This is a genomic window from Acinetobacter sp. FY683 (assembly GCF_059515885.1).
Map to the genome: position 1 here is coordinate 25,747 of NZ_JCAKNA010000014.1, position 13,728 is coordinate 39,474.

The 13,728-nt window shown below is 36.3% G+C and carries 13 protein-coding genes; 4 read left to right on the forward strand and 9 right to left on the reverse strand.

Annotated elements, in window-relative coordinates; translation table 11 throughout:
• Positions 1–56 precede the first annotated feature (56 nt).
• Positions 57–1,487 (reverse strand): pyridoxal phosphate-dependent aminotransferase, encoded by a 1,431-nt coding sequence (locus AC5YDH_RS09080; protein WP_496118717.1) that lies wholly within the window; start codon positions 1,485–1,487, stop codon positions 57–59.
• A gap of 228 nt (positions 1,488–1,715) precedes the next feature.
• Between AC5YDH_RS09080 and msrB the strand changes: the two genes are divergently transcribed.
• Together msrB and AC5YDH_RS09090 are read left to right on the forward strand one after the other, a co-directional pair.
• Positions 1,716–2,135 (forward strand): peptide-methionine (R)-S-oxide reductase MsrB, encoded by a 420-nt coding sequence (gene msrB, locus AC5YDH_RS09085; RefSeq protein WP_496118719.1) that lies wholly within the window; start codon positions 1,716–1,718, stop codon positions 2,133–2,135.
• On the forward strand, positions 2,132–2,611 hold the full coding sequence (locus tag AC5YDH_RS09090) for a glutathione peroxidase (protein ID WP_496118721.1): 480 nt from the start codon (positions 2,132–2,134) through the stop codon (positions 2,609–2,611). Before msrB ends, AC5YDH_RS09090 begins: the two co-directional genes overlap by 4 nt.
• A 57-nt stretch (positions 2,612–2,668) precedes the next feature.
• Here AC5YDH_RS09090 and AC5YDH_RS09095 read toward each other — a convergent pair whose 3' ends face one another.
• The 6 genes from AC5YDH_RS09095 to AC5YDH_RS09120 form a co-directional block, all read right to left on the reverse strand.
• On the reverse strand, positions 2,669–4,438 hold the full coding sequence (locus AC5YDH_RS09095) for an oleate hydratase (RefSeq protein WP_496118723.1): 1,770 nt from the start codon (positions 4,436–4,438) through the stop codon (positions 2,669–2,671).
• Positions 4,439–4,632: 194 nt separating this feature from the next.
• Positions 4,633–5,802 carry a succinyldiaminopimelate transaminase gene (gene dapC, locus AC5YDH_RS09100; protein WP_496118725.1) on the reverse strand — a complete coding sequence of 390 codons (1,170 nt, stop codon included), beginning with the start codon at positions 5,800–5,802 and terminating at the stop codon, positions 4,633–4,635.
• 24 nt (positions 5,803–5,826) lie between these two features.
• Entirely contained in the window at positions 5,827–8,493 is a 2,667-nt protein-coding gene (glnD, locus tag AC5YDH_RS09105; RefSeq protein WP_496118727.1) for a [protein-PII] uridylyltransferase, read from the reverse strand.
• Positions 8,494–8,521: 28 nt separating this feature from the next.
• Positions 8,522–9,736, reverse strand: coding sequence for a formate-dependent phosphoribosylglycinamide formyltransferase (gene purT / locus AC5YDH_RS09110; RefSeq protein ID WP_496118729.1), 1,215 nt, complete (start codon positions 9,734–9,736; stop codon positions 8,522–8,524).
• Between the two features lie 154 nt (positions 9,737–9,890).
• Positions 9,891–10,238, reverse strand: a complete 348-nt coding sequence (gene ygaH / locus AC5YDH_RS09115; RefSeq protein WP_496118731.1) for an L-valine transporter subunit YgaH — start codon at positions 10,236–10,238, stop codon at positions 9,891–9,893.
• On the reverse strand, positions 10,228–10,965 hold the full coding sequence (locus tag AC5YDH_RS09120) for an AzlC family ABC transporter permease (protein ID WP_496118781.1): 738 nt from the start codon (positions 10,963–10,965) through the stop codon (positions 10,228–10,230). The genes ygaH and AC5YDH_RS09120 overlap by 11 nt, the downstream gene beginning before the upstream one ends.
• 123 nt (positions 10,966–11,088) lie before the next feature.
• Here AC5YDH_RS09120 and AC5YDH_RS09125 point away from each other — a divergent pair, with 123 nt between their 5' ends.
• The gene (locus AC5YDH_RS09125; protein WP_496118733.1) at positions 11,089–11,568 is read left to right on the forward strand and encodes a hypothetical protein; all 480 of its coding nucleotides are present in this window, start codon (positions 11,089–11,091) and stop codon (positions 11,566–11,568) included.
• A 70-nt stretch (positions 11,569–11,638) separates the two neighbouring features.
• Here AC5YDH_RS09125 and AC5YDH_RS09130 read toward each other — a convergent pair whose 3' ends face one another.
• The gene (locus AC5YDH_RS09130; protein WP_496118734.1) at positions 11,639–12,259 is read right to left on the reverse strand and encodes a LysE family translocator; all 621 of its coding nucleotides are present in this window, start codon (positions 12,257–12,259) and stop codon (positions 11,639–11,641) included.
• Positions 12,256–12,963 (reverse strand): Crp/Fnr family transcriptional regulator, encoded by a 708-nt coding sequence (locus AC5YDH_RS09135; RefSeq protein ID WP_496118736.1) that lies wholly within the window; start codon positions 12,961–12,963, stop codon positions 12,256–12,258. Before AC5YDH_RS09135 ends, AC5YDH_RS09130 begins: the two co-directional genes overlap by 4 nt.
• 101 nt (positions 12,964–13,064) lie before the next feature.
• On the opposite strand from AC5YDH_RS09135, the gene AC5YDH_RS09140 reads away from it, so the two are divergent.
• Positions 13,065–13,607 carry an Mpo1 family 2-hydroxy fatty acid dioxygenase gene (locus tag AC5YDH_RS09140; protein WP_496118737.1) on the forward strand — a complete coding sequence of 181 codons (543 nt, stop codon included), beginning with the start codon at positions 13,065–13,067 and terminating at the stop codon, positions 13,605–13,607.
• The last annotated feature ends 121 nt before the right edge of the window (positions 13,608–13,728 follow it).

A 13,728-nucleotide genomic window follows, 5' to 3' on the forward strand; every position in this document is an offset into this window, starting at 1 on the left:
AATGCAATAAAAAAGCCAAGTGTGAACACTTGGCTTGAGTTTTCAAAAATAATAAATTAACGCATTTTCGCTAAGAAGCGACCTAAGCGAGTAATTGCTTCACGTAATTCATTTTCAGCAGGAAGGAACACAACACGGAAGTGGTCTGGGGTTGGCCAGTTAAAGCCTGTACCTTGAACCAATAACACTTTCTCTGCACGAAGCAAATCGAGCATCAGTTGTTCATCGTTCTGAATAGGGTAGACATTTGGGTCAAGCTTAGGGAAGCAATACATTGCACCTTCGGGTTTAACGCAAGAAACACCCGGAATTTCATTGAGCATTTCCCAAGCAATATTGCGCTGTTCGTATAGGCGTCCACCTGGGCGGATTAAATCATTAATAGATTGGTATCCACCAAGCGCTGTTTGAATTGCGTATTGCGCTTGATGATTTGCACATAAGCGCATAGATGCCAACATATCTAGACCTTCAATGTAGTCTAAAGCGCGTGATCTGTCGCCTGTAATTGCCATCCACCCAGAGCGGTAACCTGCAATACGATATGCTTTAGATAAGCCATTGAATGAAACGCAAAGTTGATCGCCTGCAAGTGCTGCAACTGATACGTGCTCAATACCATCGTAAATAATTTTGTCGTAAATTTCATCTGCGAACAAAATAAGGTCATATTTTTTAGCAAGCGCAACAATTTGCTCTAAAACATGGCGTGGATATACAGAGCCTGTTGGGTTGTTTGGATTGATAATCACAATACCACGTGTATTGGGTGTGATTTTGCTTTCCATATCCGCAATGTCAGGATACCAGCTATTTTCTTCATCACATTTATAGTGAATTGCTGTACCGCCAGATAGGTTAACTGCAGCTGTCCATAGTGGGTAATCTGGCATTGGAACAAGCATTTCGTCGCCATCGTCCAATAAGCCTTGCATTGCCATCACAATGAGCTCGGATACACCATTACCAATATACACGTCATTGACATGCATGTTGAGAATGCCTTTTTGTTGGTAATACTGACAAATGGCTTTACGTGCAGGGAAAATACCTTTTGAGTCTGTGTAACCAACTGCATTTGGTAAGTTTAGTGCAACATCATTAATAATTTCTTGTGGTGCTTCAAAACCAAAAGGAGCAGGGTTGCCAATATTTAATTTAATAATTTTGTGACCCGCTTCTTCCATCTCATTGGCCGCTCGTAACACAGGTCCGCGAATGTCGTAGCATACATGCTCGAGTTTTGATGATTTTTTAATTTCACGACGGGATTGTAGAGTGTTCGACATTTTGATGTTCTCGGAATGAGTGGTAGTCACTTTTGCATAACGGTATAAATAGCTTTTAAATGTCTCTGTGGTTACAAGATCGAGATGATGTTCATCTTTGAGTAATGTAACTATTTTTTCATGCGTAAATCCTGCCTGTTGATATTGCTTAATAACAGGGAGTAGATTTTTAAAAAGAACGCTCTTTTTTTGCGACATTTTTTATCCTGAGTAAGAATATGGTTAAGCCTACCACTAATTTTGCTTACAAAAAAGCAATAAGTGGTTTAGTTGCTCACTTTTATTTGTAATTTTGCTTACTTTTTGCTTTTTTGATCATTATAGGTCTTTTGTAACTTGTAAAAATAAAGACTAGAAATTTTAATATGAATCACGTAAATATAGGATTATCCTATTTAAAACTGCAAGATAGAAAGGTACGTAATCATGGGAAAACTCAATAAAACAGACAGAGAATGGCAAAGAGAGTTATCACCAGAAGAATTTCGTATAACACGTCAAAAAGGCACGGAAGCACCTTTTACGGGTAAATATTGGAATACTCACCAATCTGGAACATATTTCTGTCGTTGTTGTGGGGAGGCATTGTTCACGTCTGAAACAAAATTTGACAGCGGTTGTGGTTGGCCAAGTTTTTATAAGCCAATAACGACTTCAGTAATAGAAGAACAGCAAGATGTATCGCATGGGATGATTCGAACAGAAATTACTTGTCATCATTGCGATGCACATTTAGGACATGTTTTCCCAGATGGGCCAGAGCCGACAGGACTACGTTATTGCGTAAATTCGGCATCATTAGAATTAAAATCACAAGAAAAAAATGATGAGGATACTTATCCATGACAAATGTTTATCAATTCGATGCTGAGTTATTAAATGGTCAAAATAAATCTTTTTCAGATTATGAAGGAAAGGTTTTATTGATTGTGAATACAGCTAGCAAATGTGGTTTTACACCACAATTTTCGGGTTTAGAAAAACTGTATCAAAAATATAAAGATCGAGGGTTCCTTATTTTAGGATTTCCTTGTAATCAATTTGGTGGTCAAGACCCAGGCTCGAGTGAACAAATAGGTGAGTTCTGCCAAAAAAACTATGGTGTAACGTTCCCTATGTTTAACAAGGTAGATGTGAAAGGTGCGGAAGCACATGTTTTATTCCGCTATCTAACAAATAATAGCAAAGGGGTTTTAGGTAATGGGATTAAATGGAATTTCACAAAATTTCTGATTGCTAAAGATGGCACTGTGCTTGATCGATTTGCACCTACGACAAAACCCGAAGCATTAGAAGAAGAAATTGAAAAAGCATTGAAATGAAATATTAAACAAATAAAAAAAGCACATTAAGTGCTTTTTTTATTTGTGTTTGAATACTTATTTATCCGTTAAAATTTTATACTCTTTGAGTAATGAACCAATTTGAGTGTTGTCTAGTTTATTTAAAAGTAGGTGACGTAAAAATTTTGGTCCAGGAATATCAATTTCTTCACCATCTCTTAAGCGCCCAGTTGCAGCTAATAAACAACGTATGTCGTATGTAGAGTTAAATACTTCAGGTATTCCTCGTTCTATATCGAGTAGTGTATACACGGCTTCCATTGGCGTACGTACAGAATATTCTGTAGTAAAAATACAATCGCGCTGTTTTGTTTCGGCAAATTGTCCAATAAATGCAAAATTTTTAGAACCACTAGGCACAACATCTGGACGATCACCTGCTTGGCGTGGCATAAAAAAGGATGTGACATAGGGCATCATCACGGGAACAGTTTTAGCACCTGTTCGAGCAAGCTCTGGAATTTCTTCTACGGGTACACCTAGATGGTAGAGCCATTCTTGGGTAATTTCCTCACCTGTACAGTCTTGCATTGGTTTTTTAATGAAGTCTCCAGGTTTTTCAACAAATAAAGAATAAACCCATACTACAATTTGATCTTTAGATTGATTTTTAAAGTGAGGTTGACGATTCACTGTCCAGCTAAGTAACCAAGATGAATCTTTTGCTGTAACAATCCCGCCTGTAACAACTTTTCCACTAAAAGGATCTCTTTTACAAATTTTTTGAATATATTCAGGAATGCGTTTATCAAGCGTGGTTACTGTTGCAGACTCCCATTTTGTTTCGGCAATATTTGAACAAAACTTTTCAGGACGTCCAAAGTTTGTATCTTTTTTTGCAATATTTTTCCATAAATCCCAAGCAGGTGCGGGCCCATCTTTTATAATTGCTGGTGTTTGATGATCACCTAAGTCTGAATTTTCAGTTAGTGAACCGATGGTTAAAAACACAAGATCATTTTCAGTTAAAGCAGTACCGCCATTTACTCCATCTTTTGTCCAATGAATATATGTTGCTTGCTTACTTGTTGGTGTAATATCAAAATCGACATCATTTACGACAGTGTTATATTGGAACTGTACGCCGTGACTCGTTAACCATGTGACAATTGGAAGAACAAGAGATTCATATTGATTATATTTTGTGAACTTAAGTGTTGATAGGTCTGGAAGTCCGCCAATGTGATGAATGAAGCGATGTAGATATAGCTTCATTTCTAAAGCTGAATGCCATTCTTCAAATGCAAACATTGTTCGCCAATATAGCCAAAAATTGCTTTCTAAAAATTCCGTACTAAAGACTTCATTAATACGCTTATTTTCCATTTCCTCACGAGTAGATAAGAATATTTTTATAATTTCTTTTTGGGCTTTTTCACTTAAGGTAAATAATCCGTTTGTTTTGGCATCTTTACCTTGTTCAATGGTCGCACGTTGTAAAGAATAGTTAGGGTCGTCTTTATTTAACCAATAAAACTCATCAAGTACACTAGCATTTTCAATTTCTAAAGATGGAATTGAGCGGAATAAATCCCATAAGCACTCAAAATGATTTTCCATTTCTCGACCGCCACGAATCACAAAGCCTTTTTCTGGTTCTTTGATTCCATCTAGTGCGCCGCCAGGGAGTGATTGTTCTTCTAAGATGGTAATATTATGACCTGACATCTGTCCGTCACGGATTAAAAATGCTGCTCCGGCTAATGAGGCTAAGCCAGATCCAACAAACCAAGCTTTTTTGTTATCTACATTTTTAGGTTTTCGTGGGCGAGCAAAAGCTTCGTAGTTCCCGTTGCTATAGTACATTTTCGATCCTTTTATTATCATTTAAATATTATAAATAGCACGTTTTTTAGCGCTCAGTTTTTATGTTCGGTGCTTCTTTGTAATTTTTTGTTTTTATTGAAAATATTTAAAAAATAAGTTTAATTTTTCTAAAAAAAGATGTGATTTATATTTAAAATCACATCCTTTTATTGTGGATCAACCAAGTATTTAAATTATAAAATTGCTTTTAAGCGTTGGATGACTTGTTCACATTGAGCAATATCTGCAACTAAAGCCATACGTACGTGGTTTTCACCAGGATTACCTTGTTCAGTTTCACGTGATAAATAACGACCTGGTAATACTTTAATGTGTGCTTTTTCCATAAGTAATTTAGCAAAGGTTTCATCGTTATCGACTTTTAACCAATAGTAAAAACCTGCATCGGGCTTTTGTAATGGAAGTAAATGTCCCAATTCATTTTGGAATAATTCAAATTTAGCACGGTAAAGCTTACGGTTTTCTTCAACATGTGCTTCATCATCCCAAGCTGCAATTGAAGCAAGTTGATGTTGAACAGGCATTGCAGCACCATGATAAGTACGGTATTGCAAATAGGGTTTCAGTAAGTTTGCATCGCCTGCAACAAAGCCAGAACGCATACCAGGTAAGTTTGAACGCTTAGAAAGGGAATGGAAAACGACACAATTTTTATAATCATTACGTCCCATTTCAGCACAAACTTCCAATAAGCCAACAGGTGCTTCATCGAACCAAAGCTCTGAATAGCATTCATCAGATGCAATGACGAAGTTGTATTGATCTGAAAGTGCAATAAGCTTTTTAAATTGTTCTTTCGATAATACTGCACCTGTAGGATTGCCTGGTGTGCATACAAATAATAATGCGGTTTTTTCCCAAACTTCAGCAGGAACAGCATCGAAATCGCCTAAATAATTATTTTCTTCTGTGCAATTGATGAAATATGGTTTTGCACCAGCTAAAAGCGTCGCACCTTCATAAATTTGATAAAACGGATTTGGCATGACCACATAAGGTGCATCGTCTCGATTTACTAAGGCTTGAACAAAAGAAAAAATGGCTTCACGTGTACCTGAAACAGGTAAAACTTGAGTTTCAGCACTTATAGAATTTAATTTAAAACGACGAGATAGCCAATTTGCAATACTTTCACGTAGTTCAGGTAAACCTTTACTATTTGGGTATGTAGAAAGGTGTTTAAAGTTGTCGATAATTGCTTGTTTTACAAACTCCGGTGCAGGGTGTTTAGGTTCACCAATTGAAAGTGGAATCAAAGGGAGATCCGCAGTTTTCACATCCTGAAAAAGTTTATTTAACTTTTCAAATGGATACGGATGTAATAAAGACAAACTAGAGTTCATGGAGCAAATACCGATTAACTTAGATTAATGTTGTACACAAACTTGATTAGAGGCTTCGTCTAATGCTGCTTTAAGTTGGGCAGCAAAAGTTTGAGCTTCTTCCTCAGTCATTGGAATGCCATCTTTCTTGGTGACATAGAAAATATCTTCAGCTTTTTCACCCAAAGTCGCAATACGCGCAGAGTGAATGTCTAAGCCTTGAATCATAAACAAACCACCGACACGTGCCAGTAAGCCCGGATGATCTAGAGTTGCAATTTCAACCATGTTTTGTTGAAGCACTTCATTTAACGTAATGTCCACAGTATTTTCAATATCGAAATGTCGTAATTGACGTGGAATACGACGTTGCATTAAACCAGGATATTGATCTGAATGACTAAGTGCTTTGACTAAAGCTTCAATTACTGTTTTTTCACGCTCAGGGTCTGTTAGCAGTGTACCAAAGCGGTCAAGTACAACGTAAGTGTCTAAACTAAAAGATGTACTTGCTGTAATAATGCGTGCATCTTGAACGTCTAAATTCATACGGTCAAGTACGGCAACTGTAGTGGCGAATAGGTTGGGTTGATCTTGTGTGTAAATAAAGATCTGTACTGCATCTTGTGCATATTTACGTTGAGCTCGCATGAGAACAAGCGGAGCTGTATTATCGCTGTGCTGTAAGATGGCACGAGTATGCCATGCAATTTCATCTGCTGACTCTTTAATGAAATATTCATCGCCCAATTCTTGCCAAACTTTTTCGACATCAGATAAGGCAAAGTCATTGACCAATAATTCGCTAGCTGCAAATTTGGTATCTTCAATGAGCATTTGATAATCCACAGGACGTCCTAAACCTGAACGAATTACATCTCTTGCATGGGTGTAAAGTTGACGCATAAGTGATGCACGCCAAGTATTCCAAAGTGTTGGGTTAGTTGCATTAATATCTGCAACTGTTAGCACGTACAGGTAGTCGAGATGCTCCATATCTCCCATTTTTTCAGCAAAAAGCTTCACAATATTGGGGTCAGAAATATCTCTTTTTTGTGCTGTGACAGACATGCCAAGATGGTTTTTGACAAGCCATGCAACAAGATGACATTCACGGTCGGTCAATCCGTGTGCTTTACAGAACTCAATAGCATCTGAAGCGCCAAGTTCGCTGTGATCACCACCACGACCTTTGGCGATATCATGGAAAATGGCAGCAAGATAAACAATGTCACGTCGGACTAGACGTTGAAATACTGAACTTACGACAGGAAAATCTTTTGCAAATTCAGGTGCTTTAAAGCGGTTTAAATTGCGCAGTAATAATAGGGTATGAGCATCTACAGTATAAATATGGAACAAATCATATTGCATGAGTCCCATAATTTGTCCAAAAGCAGGAATATAATTGCCTAAAACACCGTAGCGTTTCATGGCATTCATTGTTTCGTATAAACGATCTGGTGATCGAATAATTGACATGAATAATGCTTGATGTTCGGGATTATTTCTAAAATCTTGATCAATACGTTTTGCAGCTAAAGTAAGTAAACGCAAAGTACGTGCACGAATACCATCAATATCTGTTCGATTTGCCAATAAATAGAAAATTTCTAAAATCGCACTTGGTTTTTCAGAAAAAATTTTATGATGTTGAACTGCTAGCTTACCATCTACAATTTTGAAATTTTCGTTAATTTCTTCAATGTTTCGTTCGTAATCGGGCAAGCGAGGGGTAATGACAGATTCATTGAAGTAGGCTAAAAGCATTTCATTTAGTGTTGTGACTTGTTGAGCCGTTCTGTAATAACGCTTCATGAATTGCTCAATTGGATAATTTGCCGATTGACCTTCTTCACGTTCATAGCCAAAGAATGCTGCAATATCACGTTGATAATCGAATAAGAGGCGATTTTCATCTCGCTTGGTTAAGCGATGCAAGTAGTGACGAATTTCCCACAGGAAGCATTCAGCTTCTTCTAAAACACCTAATTCAAATTCAGAAATAAAACCTAAATGTACTAAGTCGTAAATACGATTAACACGAAAATGGCGTTTTGCAATCCAGCCAATTTGGTTGATGTCTCGAATTCCACCCGGTGCATTTTTAATATCGGGTTCTAAATTGCTTTCTGTGTTGTTATGTTGAGCATGGCGTCTTACTTGCTCGTCCATTTTTGCATCAAAGAAGGTTCTGTCTGTCCAAGATTGCGAAACAATACGTCGTGGCCATTTAGATAAATGTTCATTACCTATAATGAGTCGTGCTTCAATTAGCGCAGTTGCAACGGTTAAATCGTTTGTTGCTTGGGTAACACAATCTTGAATGGTGCGAACACTGATTCCAGGTTTGAAATTGCCCACATCCCATAAAGATGAAATAAAGGTTGAAATAAGTTGTTCTTGTTCTTTCGTAATTTCATGTTCAGATAAAATCATGATATCGACATCTGAATAAGGCAACATTTCACGACGTCCATAACCACCCACAGCAAATAAGCCTAAGTTGGTATTTTGAAGTTCGGCATGTTGCCATAAAAATTTCAGTGCTTCATCAATTAAATTAGAACGTGCAAGAATCACTTCACGGATAGACTGTCCTTGATCAAAATACGCTTGTAGCTGATTTTCTACATCTGAACGCCATTGATTAAGTGCTTTAATATCGTGGTCGCTTTTAACGTAATCTTGTAAAGGTAAAGTATTGATCATGAACAGTATCCGTTGTTATATCTTTAACTTAGTTTTGGTTTACAGAGACTAAGCTTGCCGTTAATTTTGCGAGTTCACGTGCCTGATCTGTCGATTCAGCACGTGCAGTTGCAACACCCATACGACGACGTTTAAAGCCTTCTGGCTTACCAAATAATCGTAAGTCTGTATTTGGATTTGCTAAAGCAAGATCTAAGCCAGAAAAAGATAGATTGTGATCATCGACACCTGCATAAATCACAGCACTTGCTGCAGCACTATGGCGAGCAGTATTTACAGGTAAGCCTAAAATGGCACGAGCATGTAATTCAAATTCACTTTGAAATTGTGAAGCAAGTGTGACTAAGCCAGTATCATGCGGGCGAGGAGAAACCTCACTAAACCATACTTTATCTGCTTTTACAAACAGTTCGACACCAAAAATACCACATCCTCCAAGGGCTGTAGTCACTTTATGGGCAATACGTTTTGCTTCTTCTAAAGCGGCGGGAGTCATGACTTGAGGTTGCCAACTTTCTACATAATCACCTGAATCTTGAAGATGCCCAATCGGATCGCAGAAAGAAGTTTCAATTTCACCTGTTTCTGGGTTTTTAGAGCGTACAGTTAATAGAGTAATTTCAAAGTCGAAATCTATTTGCGCTTCTACAATTACTGTTCCTTGATTTACACGACCTCCTGTTTGAGCATATTCCCAAGCAGCATCGACCTCATCGAAAGTTTTAACACGAGATTGCCCTTTACCTGAAGATGACATGACAGGTTTTACAAAGTTTGGATAGCCAATGTCATCACATGCAGCACGGAAAGATTCTAAGGTGTTGGCAAAACGGTAAGCTGAAGTAGGTAAACCTAGCTCTTCTGCAGCAAGGCGTCGAATACCTTCACGGTTCATCGTTAAGTTTACGGCTTTGGCAGAAGGGATGACGGTTGCAATATTTTTTTCTTCAATTTCAACCAGTACTTCTGTCGCAATAGCTTCAATTTCAGGAATGATTAAATGTGGTTTTACTTGATGAATCAAATTTTTTAATTCTTGGGCATCTGCCATATTAATTGTATAAGCATGATGTGCAACTTGCATTGCAGGTGCATTGTCATAACGATCTGCTGCATGTACTTCTACACCTAATCGTTGTAGTGAAATCACCACTTCTTTACCTAGTTCACCTGAACCTAAAAGTAAAACTTTAACAGCAGAAGATTGAAGTGGGGTACCAATAGTCACGCTCATGTAAATCATCCATGCTTGATTTTATGGACTTTTAGCATAGCAGAACTAGCACAACTATTAAGTGTGGATTCACATAAAATAATGATATTGTCTAACAATTTTTTTTATAACTTTATTCAACAATATCATCTTTGAAATTTAAGGTTTTTTTAGTGTCTATATATTAAAACGGCACTGGGTAGTATGTATAAACAAGCCCATATACCAAAGCCGCAGTGAGTGTTGCAGGTACAATTTGCTTAAATTTGAAATATAAGCCTGTCAGTACGGTGAAACCTACAAGCATGGCAAAACTTTTATTAGGAGTTTCTAATAATGGTGGCAGTGTAGCAACAACAAGCATAGAGCTAATAGCGGCAATACCAATACTACCCAATGCGATTTTTACCCACAATGCACCACGTTTTTGACTACCTTCAAGGCGCTTTTGAATAAAATAAAATGGACCAAATCGTGATGCAAAGTTAGCAACACCAACAATAATACCAATTAGGATAATCTCAAGATTCATGATGATCTCCTACAAGTGCTTCATCATGTTGTTTGAGCACATAATGTTTAAATAAGCCTGCAAAAATACCAGATGTAATACCAATGAAAATTGCAGCCGAAAGGTCGATAAAATAACAAGAAATAGCAGATACAATAATGGTAATAGCCACAATAAATGTATGTTTACGCTCAAAAGCAGCCAACAGGAAACTAAGGAATAAAGCAGGTAGTAAGAAGTCTAAAGCAGCTTGTAGAAATTGAGGTAAGTTACTGACTTGATCGGCAAATAAACCGCCAAGTAATGAGCCTAAAGCCCAAGACATCCAGCTAAATAAACTTAGACCTAACATCCAAGATTCAGACCATTCTTGACGTCTTTGAGAAAGCTTAATCATACCTGAAGCAAAGACTTCATCTGTTAAGCCCCAAGCCCAAATTGCTGTTTTTTTAAGGTTGAGTTTATTTTGAATTAAGTTTTGTAAAGCAGGACCATATAGTAAATGCCGAATATCTAAGGCAATAACGGTAAGAGCTGTCATCCAAATAGACGTGCCACTTCCTAATAACGCGACAACTAAAAACTGACTTGCACCTGCATACATAGAGCAGGAAAGAAACAAGGCTTCCCACGCAGTAAAACCAAATTGTGTTGCAGATACACCAAATGCAAATGAAACTGGAAGATAGGTAAAAATAATGGCTTGGCTATCTTTAGCACCTTGCCAGAATCCTGCGGGTTTTAAAATTGTTGTTTTTCCCAAAGACACATTTCACCTTACAAAGTATTAAACAAATAAATAAATGTAGATTGAGTATTCTAGCTGAATTTACTAGCATAGTGCCTGATTGTTTTACGTAGCATGAATAAAATGTTGAAGTTTAATGTTCGTTCTTTATTGATAGTTTCTTTATTGAGCAGTGGGTTGTTATTACAAGCGTGTGGAAATAATGATTCGAAAGATCAAACAGTTGAAATTAAGCCTGCACCAAAGCTGACGAATGATGCAACGACTTATGCACATTCAGCATGGGAGTTTATTAATAAGGTTGATCCGCTTGTTTATGCTAATAATATTGATCAATTAGAAGAACAAGTGCGTAAACCTGCACGTAAATTAAGTACAGATTGGCGTATCAATGTAAAAATGACAGACTCTGTGACGGAAGGTAAATATGCTTTGTGTCGTAAGGCTTTAACGAGTCTAGAAATTTGGGCACGAGAAGCAATTGATGAGTCAGGTGCAGTTGATCAGAAAAAAGCAGATTATGAGCGTGATAAAGCACAATGTAAGGATGCAATTGATAATCCTGAATTAGGCAATACAGATCCGAAAAAAATTGGTATTTAATTTCTAATAAAGCCATATAAAAAAAGCAAAACATTTAGTTTTGCTTTTTTTATAATTTTAAAATTTAAGCTTATGAGTCGATTAAAATTTTTAAGGCTAAACCAAGTAAAATAAGCCCCATAAAGTATTTTTGTACTTTAGCCCAAAAATAATTCTTTTGTAAAAATAAGGCAATACTTGCTGCAGAAATCACAATAAGTGCATTTACGGATAGGCTAATAGCAATTTGTACCAAGCCTAAATAAATAGATTGTAAAAATGTAGAATAATTAACATCTATAAATTGGGGTAATAGAGCAAGGTACATTAACGCAATTTTAGGATTTAGTATGTTTGTGATAAATCCCATACTAAAAAGTTTTAAATTGGAATCATGATGCAAGTTGTGAACTTCAAAAGGTGAATGACCTTTGGGTTTTAACGCATTCCAAGCTAACCATAATAAATAAAGTGCCCCGAGTATTTTAATGGTGTTATATAAATAGGGTAGCTTAAATAAAATAGCAGTAATGCCTAATGACGCCAAAATCATATAGAAAAAGAAGCCAAACCCCACTCCAAGCAATGAAATTAAACCTGCTTTTTTGCCTTGAGAGATAGATCTAGAAATTAGGTAAATCATATTTGGTCCTGGGGAAAGAACCATAATGAGAGAGATTAATGAAAAACTGATTAAGTTAGAAAGAATCATTGAGGGTGTTCGCGGGTGGTATGAGCTATATTTTGCAACTGTTGATAATCGAGGATTTCAATTTTCTTGAATGCGATTCTAATAATATCTTTTTTTTCTAAAATTTGTAATTCTTGATTAACGGTTTGCCTTGAACAAACAAGCATTTGTGCAAGTTGCTCTTGAGATAGATGGATGACGTTATGATTGATTTGTCGTAAATTTCCATATCCACCTAAAATAACCAATAAGCGTTGAGCAAGTCGTTGGGAAATAGTTTGTGTTTGAATGGAAATGAGTTCTAAAAATGCAAAGCGTAATTTTTGACTCGTTAATTTTGCGATATAGAACCAAAATTGAGGATTTTGTTCTAATAATTGAATTAAATCTTGTGCATGAATATGAAGAATAATTGATTTTTTAACAGAAATAGCATCATGAGAGCGAGGTTGTTGATCGACAAGAGAGATTTCACCAAACCACATAATGGGTTCTACAATTGCAGCAATAGCTTCTTTACCTTGAATATTAATATAGCCTAAGCTAACTGTACCATCTAAAACTGCGTATATGCCGTTAAAAAAATCTCCTGAAAGAAATATTTTTTGATCTTTTTCTATATGTAAAAGCTGCGCCTTATCTAAAATAAAATTTTGAAAAAGTGATGGAAGTTCAGAAAACCAAACATTATTTTCTAATTGTTTTATATAGTTTAGATCTAACATGAAATATCCTTTTTTCTTCTTATTAGAATTGTCGGGTAGCCGACAACTTGCCTATTTAATATCTTATATATTGTAAGAATAATATAAGCAAGGAGATTGCTATGACTCGATTAGAAAAATTATTAAGCCAATATGCTGCTTATCATTTAGACCGTAAAAATGTCTTTACACATTTTATTGGTATTCCTTTGATTGTATTTTCTATTCTATGTTTAACCGCAAAAGCTGGCTTTGTTGTAGGTGGCTTTTCAATGACGTTAGCATTATTACTTATTGTTGTAAGTGTCATTTATTATTTGAGTTTAGATGTCATTTTTGGTGTGATTATGGCAGCCATTTTTGCAATTGCTTATCCGTATGCACTCATGATTACTGAAATGTCTATTACTCACTGGCTTACATTGAGTATTTCAGTGTTTGTAATTGGGTGGGTTTTTCAGTTTGTTGGACATTTTTATGAAAAGAAAAAACCTGCTTTTATGGATGATATCGTGGGTTTAGCAATAGGACCATTATTTGTGTTGGCAGAGTTTGTGTTCTTAATGGGTTTACGTAAGCCTTTAGAAAAAAGGATGCTTGAGGAAGCACGAAAAATGCGCCAAGAGATGGATCAAAAATCTCTAAAAGCTGTAAATGCAGACTAATCTGATGCTTTAAACACATAAAAGCCCCATTAATAGGGGCTTTTATCATAAGTTTTAATGAGCGCTTAAATCGATTTTAAAATAAGAAAACAGCCAAATAATAAAATGAATATTCCGATAT

What these genes read in the sequence shown, in the direction of transcription:
- AC5YDH_RS09080 (WP_496118717.1), bottom strand. Translation starts at nt 1,487, where the DNA reads ATGTCGCAAAAAAAGAGCGTTCTTTTTAAAAATCTACTCCCTGTTATT.
- msrB (WP_496118719.1), top strand. Translation starts at nt 1,716, where the DNA reads ATGGGAAAACTCAATAAAACAGACAGAGAATGGCAAAGAGAGTTATCA.
- AC5YDH_RS09090 (WP_496118721.1), top strand. Translation starts at nt 2,132, where the DNA reads ATGACAAATGTTTATCAATTCGATGCTGAGTTATTAAATGGTCAAAAT.
- AC5YDH_RS09095 (WP_496118723.1), bottom strand. Translation starts at nt 4,438, where the DNA reads ATGTACTATAGCAACGGGAACTACGAAGCTTTTGCTCGCCCACGAAAA.
- dapC (WP_496118725.1), bottom strand. Translation starts at nt 5,802, where the DNA reads ATGAACTCTAGTTTGTCTTTATTACATCCGTATCCATTTGAAAAGTTA.
- glnD (WP_496118727.1), bottom strand. Translation starts at nt 8,493, where the DNA reads ATGATCAATACTTTACCTTTACAAGATTACGTTAAAAGCGACCACGAT.
- purT (WP_496118729.1), bottom strand. Translation starts at nt 9,736, where the DNA reads ATGATTTACATGAGCGTGACTATTGGTACCCCACTTCAATCTTCTGCT.
- ygaH (WP_496118731.1), bottom strand. Translation starts at nt 10,238, where the DNA reads ATGAATCTTGAGATTATCCTAATTGGTATTATTGTTGGTGTTGCTAAC.
- AC5YDH_RS09125 (WP_496118733.1), top strand. Translation starts at nt 11,089, where the DNA reads ATGTTGAAGTTTAATGTTCGTTCTTTATTGATAGTTTCTTTATTGAGC.
- AC5YDH_RS09130 (WP_496118734.1), bottom strand. Translation starts at nt 12,259, where the DNA reads ATGATTCTTTCTAACTTAATCAGTTTTTCATTAATCTCTCTCATTATG.
- AC5YDH_RS09135 (WP_496118736.1), bottom strand. Translation starts at nt 12,963, where the DNA reads ATGTTAGATCTAAACTATATAAAACAATTAGAAAATAATGTTTGGTTT.
- AC5YDH_RS09140 (WP_496118737.1), top strand. Translation starts at nt 13,065, where the DNA reads ATGACTCGATTAGAAAAATTATTAAGCCAATATGCTGCTTATCATTTA.